Source organism: Mesorhizobium sp. M7A.F.Ca.ET.027.03.2.1, from assembly GCF_003999175.1.
In the GTDB taxonomy this organism is placed as follows: Bacteria; Pseudomonadota; Alphaproteobacteria; order Rhizobiales; family Rhizobiaceae; genus Mesorhizobium.
This window is the reverse complement of the sequence record NZ_RZOM01000212.1, coordinates 1-6,967: the sequence shown is the minus strand read 5'-3', so window position 1 is coordinate 6,967 and position 6,967 is coordinate 1. Positions and strand designations below refer to the sequence as shown.

Below are 6,967 nucleotides of genomic sequence, written 5' to 3'. Positions count from 1 at the left end.
GGCTACCTGGTTGCGCCGCATGATGCCGAAGCCCTCGCCTCGCGAACGATAGACTTGCTGTCCGACCGCGCGGCGGCCAAGGCGATGGGCGCCCGTTCTGTTGAACTTGTCCGGAGGCGGTTTGCCCTGCCACTGGTGGTCGACCAGTACTGCGACCTTTACGAAAACACACTCCGCGCGGGGCACATGCGACCGCTCCCTGCGGTCGGGCTTGGAGGCGGCCTCGCAAATCACCGAGGCGGGGCACATCAATGATCCGGGACGCCTTGCTCGCCCTGGGCGTTGCTATGTCCTATGCGACGCAACTAGGCGTTCCGGGATTGCCGCTCGGCTATGGCGAATTGTTCATCGCGATCTGGATCATGCTGGCGATTGGACGAATACTCGCCGGCGGCCGTCTCCAGATCACACCCGCTTTTGTCCAACTGGCGAGCTTCTGGCTGCTCCTGTCGCTCGCTTTGGGGATCGGCACGATCGTCGGTTACCTGACCACCGTTCTTTATCTGACCGGGCTGGTACATGACGTTATGGCCTATGTGTTGCTGGCAAGCTTTACGTGCCTGGCCGCGGCGGAGCCGGACGCCGATCGGCATCTGCGCCGCAGCGCATGGTGCGTGGTCGCGTTTGCCAATGGGGCCTTTGTGATACAGCTTGGTTTGGCTTATGGTGCGATCCACCAGTCCGGCGTCGATCCCTGGTTCTGGGACCGGTTCCGTGGCTGGTCCGAGAACCCGAACCAACTTGCGCTCTATTGCGCGCTTTTTGGCCCGCTGGCTTTGCATCTTGCTACGACCACCCGCAATCCATGGGCTCGTTTGCTTGCATTCTCATGCCTGCTCCTGACCTTCTATGTCGGCCGGCTGACGAAGAGCGACACCTATCTCTACACCAGCATCCTGAGCTGCCTCATCTTTATCGGATTGCGGCTTCGTGCATGGATAGCAACGAGTGGCCGCGCCAGCATGCCCCGCATGGCGGCAATTCTGCTGTTGGCGGGTTCCTTGCCTCTAGCGCTTGCAATGACGCCGTACGCGCTCACCGAAGAGACCAGCGTCGCCACTTTTGCCAAGAGCCTTACCAAAGACGATGGCGGGGAAGGGACCATCGAAACGTTCGAACTCCGGCTCTATTTGTGGCAGGAGGCCGTGGAAAAAGGATTGAAATCCGGCTCACTGGGACTTGGTCCTGGCCCTCATCTCGAGCGGCCTCCCGTCGCCGACCGTCAATTTCTGCAGCGACCTTTCGAAGCGCACAACACCGTTCTCGACCTTTACCTGCAGGGCGGATTGCTTGCCGTGATGGCGTTGGTCTGGATCGTGGGCGCCGCCATGTCCTTCGCCTGGCGAGCGGGATTCGACGCGCTGCTGGTGCTCGGGGGGTCGACGATAATCTTCAGTATGCCTCACCTGATCATCCGCCACCCGATCGTGTGGTTTTCGCTGGCTTTTTGCCTCGTTGCCGGAAATCCGACCGCACTTCGGCGGCAGCTTGCTGAACCGAGGGTGGCCTAATGTGTGGGATCGCGGGAATTCTGTTGGCTTCCGACGCTCTGGACACAAAGCCGCTTGGAGCGATCGGGCGGATGACTGCATCGCTGCGTCACCGAGGGCCGGATGGCGAGGGGCTCTGGATCGACCGCGAAGCTGGAATCGCACTGGGCCACAGGCGGTTGGCAATTGTCGACCTGTCAGCCGCCGGGCACCAGCCGATGCATTCCGCCAGCGGTCGGTACGTGATCACCTTCAATGGTGAGATATACAACTTTCGCGATTTGCGTTGTGAACTCGAGAGTGCGGGCCAAACCTTTCAAGGCGCCAGTGACACCGAAGTGATGCTGTGCGCAATCGAGCATTGGGGGCTTGAGGCCGCCCTCAATCGTTTTGCCGGAATGTTCGTGTTCGCATTGTGGGATCTCAAGACAAGAACCCTGCATCTGGCCCGCGACAGAATGGGCAAAAAGCCCCTCTATGTCGCCTCGACCCGAGATGCGCTGGTTTTCGCCTCTGAGCTGAAGGCGATCAATTGCTTTCCGGGCTTTTCTCCCGACCTTGATCTTGATGCCGCCGCGGCAATGCTTTCGACGGGATGGGTGCCGGACCATCGCTGTATCTGGCGAAGCGTGTTCAAACTGCCGCCTGGTTCTGTCCTTTCCGTCACGGCGGCGAATTTTGCCGAAGACCGCAGCGCGGACCGACTTTCCCGATGCGTTCACCGCTGGTGGTCGCTGGCTGCCGTCGCTGCCGATGGGCGACGGAATCCCGCCATCGGCACCGACGAAGATCTGGTTGACGAACTGGACAACCGGCTTCGGCTGGCTGTGCGGGAACGTATGATCGCCGACGTGCCTCTGGGCGGCTTCCTGTCGGGCGGGATCGACAGCTCAGCCGTGATCGCCTTGATGCAGGCCCAATCCTGCAAGCCGGTTCGCAGTTTCACGATCTCGTTCGCGGAGGGCGGCTTTGATGAAGCTCCATACGCAGCGGCCGTTGCCCGTCATCTGGGTACCGACCACTCCGAACTTCACCTCTCGCCAAGCGCCGCACGTGACGTCATTCCCGAGTTGCCCCAGGTCTGGGATGAACCCTTCGCCGATGAATCACAAATACCGACCCTACTCGTTGCCAGGCTCGCTCGTCAGCACGTCACCGTAGCGCTGTCGGGCGACGGTGGTGACGAGTGCTTCGCAGGGTACGGCCGCCACTTTATGGCGGAGCGGCTGAAACGACACCTGCGCCTGCCCCGACAACTGCGCCGAACCTTGGCGGCAGGGGCAGGTTTTTTCGCACGCGCCGGACGTGACGATGCCGTTGGCAAACTGCCGCTCTCTGCCAGCGCGAGGCATTTTATCCGGAGCGACCGAATGGAACGCCTCGCCCGGCTGCTCACGGCATCGAACGAAGACGAATTGTTTCAGCGGCTGGCGCGGCCACAGGCTGAAAACCTGGGATATCAGCGGCCGACCGAACCAACCCACGGCTACGGTGGTCCGCCGCTTGACGACCTGCTCTCCCGTCTTCTCTACGATGACATGGCGGGCTACTTGCCTGGCGATATCTTGGTGAAGCTGGACCGTGCCACCATGGCCAACAGCCTTGAGGGTCGGTGTCCGCTGCTTGACCACCGCGTTGTCGAATTCTCCTGGCGGCTGCCATCCAACATGAAAGTTCGTGATGGCGCCGGCAAATGGATCCTTCGCCAATTGCTACGCCGCTATCTCCCGCAGCACCTGATCGAGCGTCCGAAACAAGGCTTCGATGTCCCTATCGCTGCATGGCTGCGGGGTCCGCTGCGCAACTGGGCCACCGATCTTCTCGCCGACATGCGAACCGAAAGCAGTGACGTATTGGACACCGCGAAGATCGACGCCTGCTGGCGCGATCACATTGATGGCCAGAACCGCTCGCGCGAATTGTGGTCCGCGTTGATGTTCCAGGCCTGGCGGAGCAAGGCCAATCGGCAAGCACAGCAAACCGGCCCAACTCATGAACTCGACCTGGCAGGAGTGTAAGATGGTAGGTTCCGCAATCAGCCCGATCCAGCTGCCACGGGTCAATCAACTACCAGCACCGGTTCTTGAAGGCAGAGTGCACGTGCGGTCATTGCGTGAATATGTCGAGCCGCCCACCGCGTCGCGCCAACTCTTCGTGATTTTGGCAAGGAGAAAATGGTCTATTGTTGCTTTCGCTGTGTTGGGCGGCTTGTTGGCGGGGTTGCTGGGAAGCCTTCGACCAGTTCTCTACGAGTCAACAACCCAGCTTATCGTCGACGCCCCCTCGCGCGGTTCACTGCCCGTCGGCGCCCCGTCTTCGCAGGACCTCGTTGATTCAAGCATAGATGACCACATCACGATGCTATCGTCGCAAGATCACCTGCGCCGCGTCATGGCGGCACTGCGCAAGACAGGTGCGGCGGAAACCGGACAGGACAATTCCGCTAGCAGGAATTCCCGGCTTGAACCGTCTGCCACCCCTCCCCCGAGGACACGCTCGCTTGCCGGCGGTCTACTGGACCGGCTGTGGCCAGGGGCGGACCAGGCAGCCAACGGTCCACAAGCCGAGGATGCCTCCGAGTTGAGAGCTTTGCGGCGAGGCATGCGGGTCGGGCAGGAGCTGCGATCGAGAGTAATCTCCGTCGCTTTCGCCGATGACAGCCCCGCGCGGGCGGCGCTCGTGGCCAACACATTCGCTCAGGTTTATGTCGACACCCTAACGAAGAAAAGGCAGGCATCCGACCAGCAAGAGCTCGATGCAATCACCGCCAGTCTGCCCGGGCTGCAAAATGATCTGCAGGCAGCGGCTGACCGCCTTGAGAAATATCGGCTGAGCCACGGAGCCGTCGACCAAGGCTCGGCGGACAATGCAGCCAGGGAACGGGCCGACCTCAGCCAGCAATTGTCGATGTCAAAGGCGGATCTCGCCGCCGTGGAATCTCGGCTACGGTACGTCCAGCAGCTTCGAGAGCAAGGGGCCACTCTCATCACCCTGGCCGAAGCTATTGGCGCGCCTGAACTTGCCGACCTTGCGGCTCGACAGGCTCTCGCGCCGGCAGACCAGGAACTCAGAGCCACGACGCAAAGCAAGATCGAACAAGGCGTCGACAAGATTGCTGCCGATGCAAACATTTTCCGTGCACAGATCGCCGCTCTCGAAAGCCGAAAGAACATCCTGGATGCGGTCATGGCCGACACCGCCAGCCGGCTTTCCGGTTTGCGGGCTCTCGAGCCGCAGGTCAGCCTGCTGACCCAGCGATATAACGAACTCCTGGGTCGACAACAGGATTTGACGCGGCGTATCGGAGTTCCCTCGGCTGGAATTTCGATCCTGTCTGCGGCTTGGCCGCCGACTATCCCGCAGACATTGCCAGCCATCTTCCTGGTTCCCCCCGGGATGATCCTATTCGCTATCCTTGGGGCGATGTACGTCACGATGCGCAATCATTTTGACCGGACTTTCCGTGGCGAGGCCGAGGCGGAAGCGGTGCTCAAGGTTCCATGTATGGGGCAGATCCCCGAAGCATGCGGAATGCATGCCAAACAACTGCGAAACCTCGTGCTGGGGGAGCGCAGGTCCGCATATAGCCGCGCCGTGACGTCGTTGCTGATTGCGGCGGCACCAAATGCGCTAAGGGCTCGTTCGTCGTACACGGCGCTTGTCACCTCCAGCGTGCCGCAGGATGGCGGGACCGAGCTCGCGTGGAGCCTGGCGCTCGCCGGCACGCGACTGGGCGGTCGAGTCCTGTTGGTCGATCTTGAACGCAAGGGCGTTCAGCTCACGCTCGAGTTCCTGCACCAGTTCAGCGAGCGCAAGAACCGCCATTCCTTCGCTGACTATGTTTGCAATCGCTGCGACCTGGAAGGTGCCGTTGCCAGGCTGCATGAAATCGGGATCGACGTGATGACCGCCGCTCCGTCGGACGACCTGCTGGCGCTGCTATCATGCGAGGACGGAGGCAAAGTGATGGCGGATCTGCACGCGACCTATCGCATCGTGATCATAAACCTGCCGTCGGCGCTGGGGCGGCCGGAAGCCAAATTTCTGCCAGGATGGGCGGACGTGGTTCTTTTCGCCATCCGGTGGAGGAAAACGCCACGCACCCTCGCTCGCGGGGTGCTGGAACTCCTTCAGGGCAACGGTTCTCTTGCAATACCTGTCGGCAGTGTCCTCACGCGAGTGAATCTGAAGAAACATGCCGGATATCGGCTCGAGGACAGCGCTGACCTCTTGCGCGAGCAAATAGCATGACGGCCACAGGCTCGTCCTTGGGCTACGAACGATCCGGGGGCGGTTCATCCAGGGAGCGGCCAGGACGATTCACGGTGCAGCCTGTCAGCAGAGCGCGTCATTCAGGTGAATGATGGCAAGGTCCGGTGTGCATCGTAGGCTCCGGCAATCCCCGATATTTGCCTCCCTCGGAAGCGCGAACCAATGGCACCAAGCGACCTTCTGAGACCCAAGACGGTTCCTGCGGCCGGCACAGCCATCATCGTTGTTCGGCCGAGCCCGATCGGCTCGATCATTCGTGCGGCAAGCGGAGTGTCGGCAATGGCGATTGTCGGCCAGCTCACCCTTCTTGCTGCAATCCCGGTTTTGGCGCGGCTCTATTCGCCGGCCGATTTCGGCGTCTTTACGATTTACCTGTCGATAGTGAATATACTCGCCGGGGTCGCGGCATTGCGCTTCGAGGCTTCGCTCTATGGGGTCAAGGGGAGCGCGCAGGCCTATGTGACGGTCAAGCTTATTCTCTTGGCTGTGTTCGTGACGACCGTCCTGGCCTTTTCGGCCGGACAGATGCTGTCGAACCTTGCTCCCGATCGCCTCGGCTCGCTCGCCTGGCTCATTCCGATTGGAATGGGAGGCGCAGGTCTGGTCGAAGCCATGAACTGCTGGAGTCTGCGTGCCGGGCTTTTGCGCGATTTTGCTCTCGGGCGCCTGATCCTGCCGGCGAGCATGGCTGCACTGCAATTGGCTTTCGGCATCGCCAACCTCGGCGGCGAAGCCATGATCCATGCGCATATTCTGAGCCAGTTCGTCTTCATCGGGCTGATCGGCTGTCGGGTGATGAGTTGGAAGGATTTGCGTGGCATCGCCTGGGCACCTTGGCGTGCGGTGCTGGAAAAGGCTCGGCGGGAATACAAATTTCCTCTGTTCGATATTCCCGCAACGCTCGCGAGCATAGCAATCAACAATCTTCCAGCAGTCCTTGTCGGCGGGCTGTTCGGCACCGCATTTGCCGGATATTTGGGCGTGGCCGCGCGGCTGGTCACCGGTCCGGTGACGCTGATCGCCACACCGCTCAGCAATGTTTTTGTCGCCGAAGCAAACCGGAACAGCAATCGTGGACACCTGCTTGGTGTGGCGCGCGGGCTTCTCCTGCTGGCCGCCGCCTTTACCGCGGTGCCAATCTTGCTGCTCGGCCTCGCCGCGCCTTATGTGGTCGTTCCGCTTCTGGGCGAGCCTTGGATGCCCAC

5 protein-coding genes are annotated in these 6,967 nt (G+C 61.1%); 4 read left to right on the top strand and 1 reads right to left on the bottom strand.

All coding sequences use genetic code 11. The features are described from left to right. Positions 1-249 (bottom strand): hypothetical protein (locus tag EN750_RS39935; protein ID WP_210212740.1); only part of this gene is annotated, 249 nt, incomplete at its 3' end. A 2-nt stretch (positions 250-251) separates the two neighbouring features. On the opposite strand from EN750_RS39935, the gene EN750_RS11975 reads away from it, so the two are divergent. The 4 genes from EN750_RS11975 to EN750_RS11960 form a co-directional block, all read left to right on the top strand. Next, the gene (locus EN750_RS11975) at positions 252-1,511 is read left to right on the top strand and encodes an O-antigen ligase family protein (protein ID WP_127396547.1); all 1,260 of its coding nucleotides are present in this window, start codon (positions 252-254) and stop codon (positions 1,509-1,511) included. Further along, on the top strand, positions 1,511-3,508 hold the full coding sequence (gene asnB / locus EN750_RS11970; protein WP_127396546.1) for an asparagine synthase (glutamine-hydrolyzing): 1,998 nt from the start codon (positions 1,511-1,513) through the stop codon (positions 3,506-3,508). Before EN750_RS11975 ends, asnB begins: the two co-directional genes overlap by 1 nt. A gap of 1 nt (position 3,509) precedes the next feature. Next, positions 3,510-5,741 (top strand): exopolysaccharide transport family protein, encoded by a 2,232-nt coding sequence (locus EN750_RS11965; protein ID WP_127396545.1) that lies wholly within the window; start codon positions 3,510-3,512, stop codon positions 5,739-5,741. Positions 5,742-6,041: 300 nt separating this feature from the next. Next, a partial coding sequence (locus EN750_RS11960) for an oligosaccharide flippase family protein (protein WP_245482680.1) occupies positions 6,042-6,967 on the top strand: 926 nt, incomplete at its 3' end.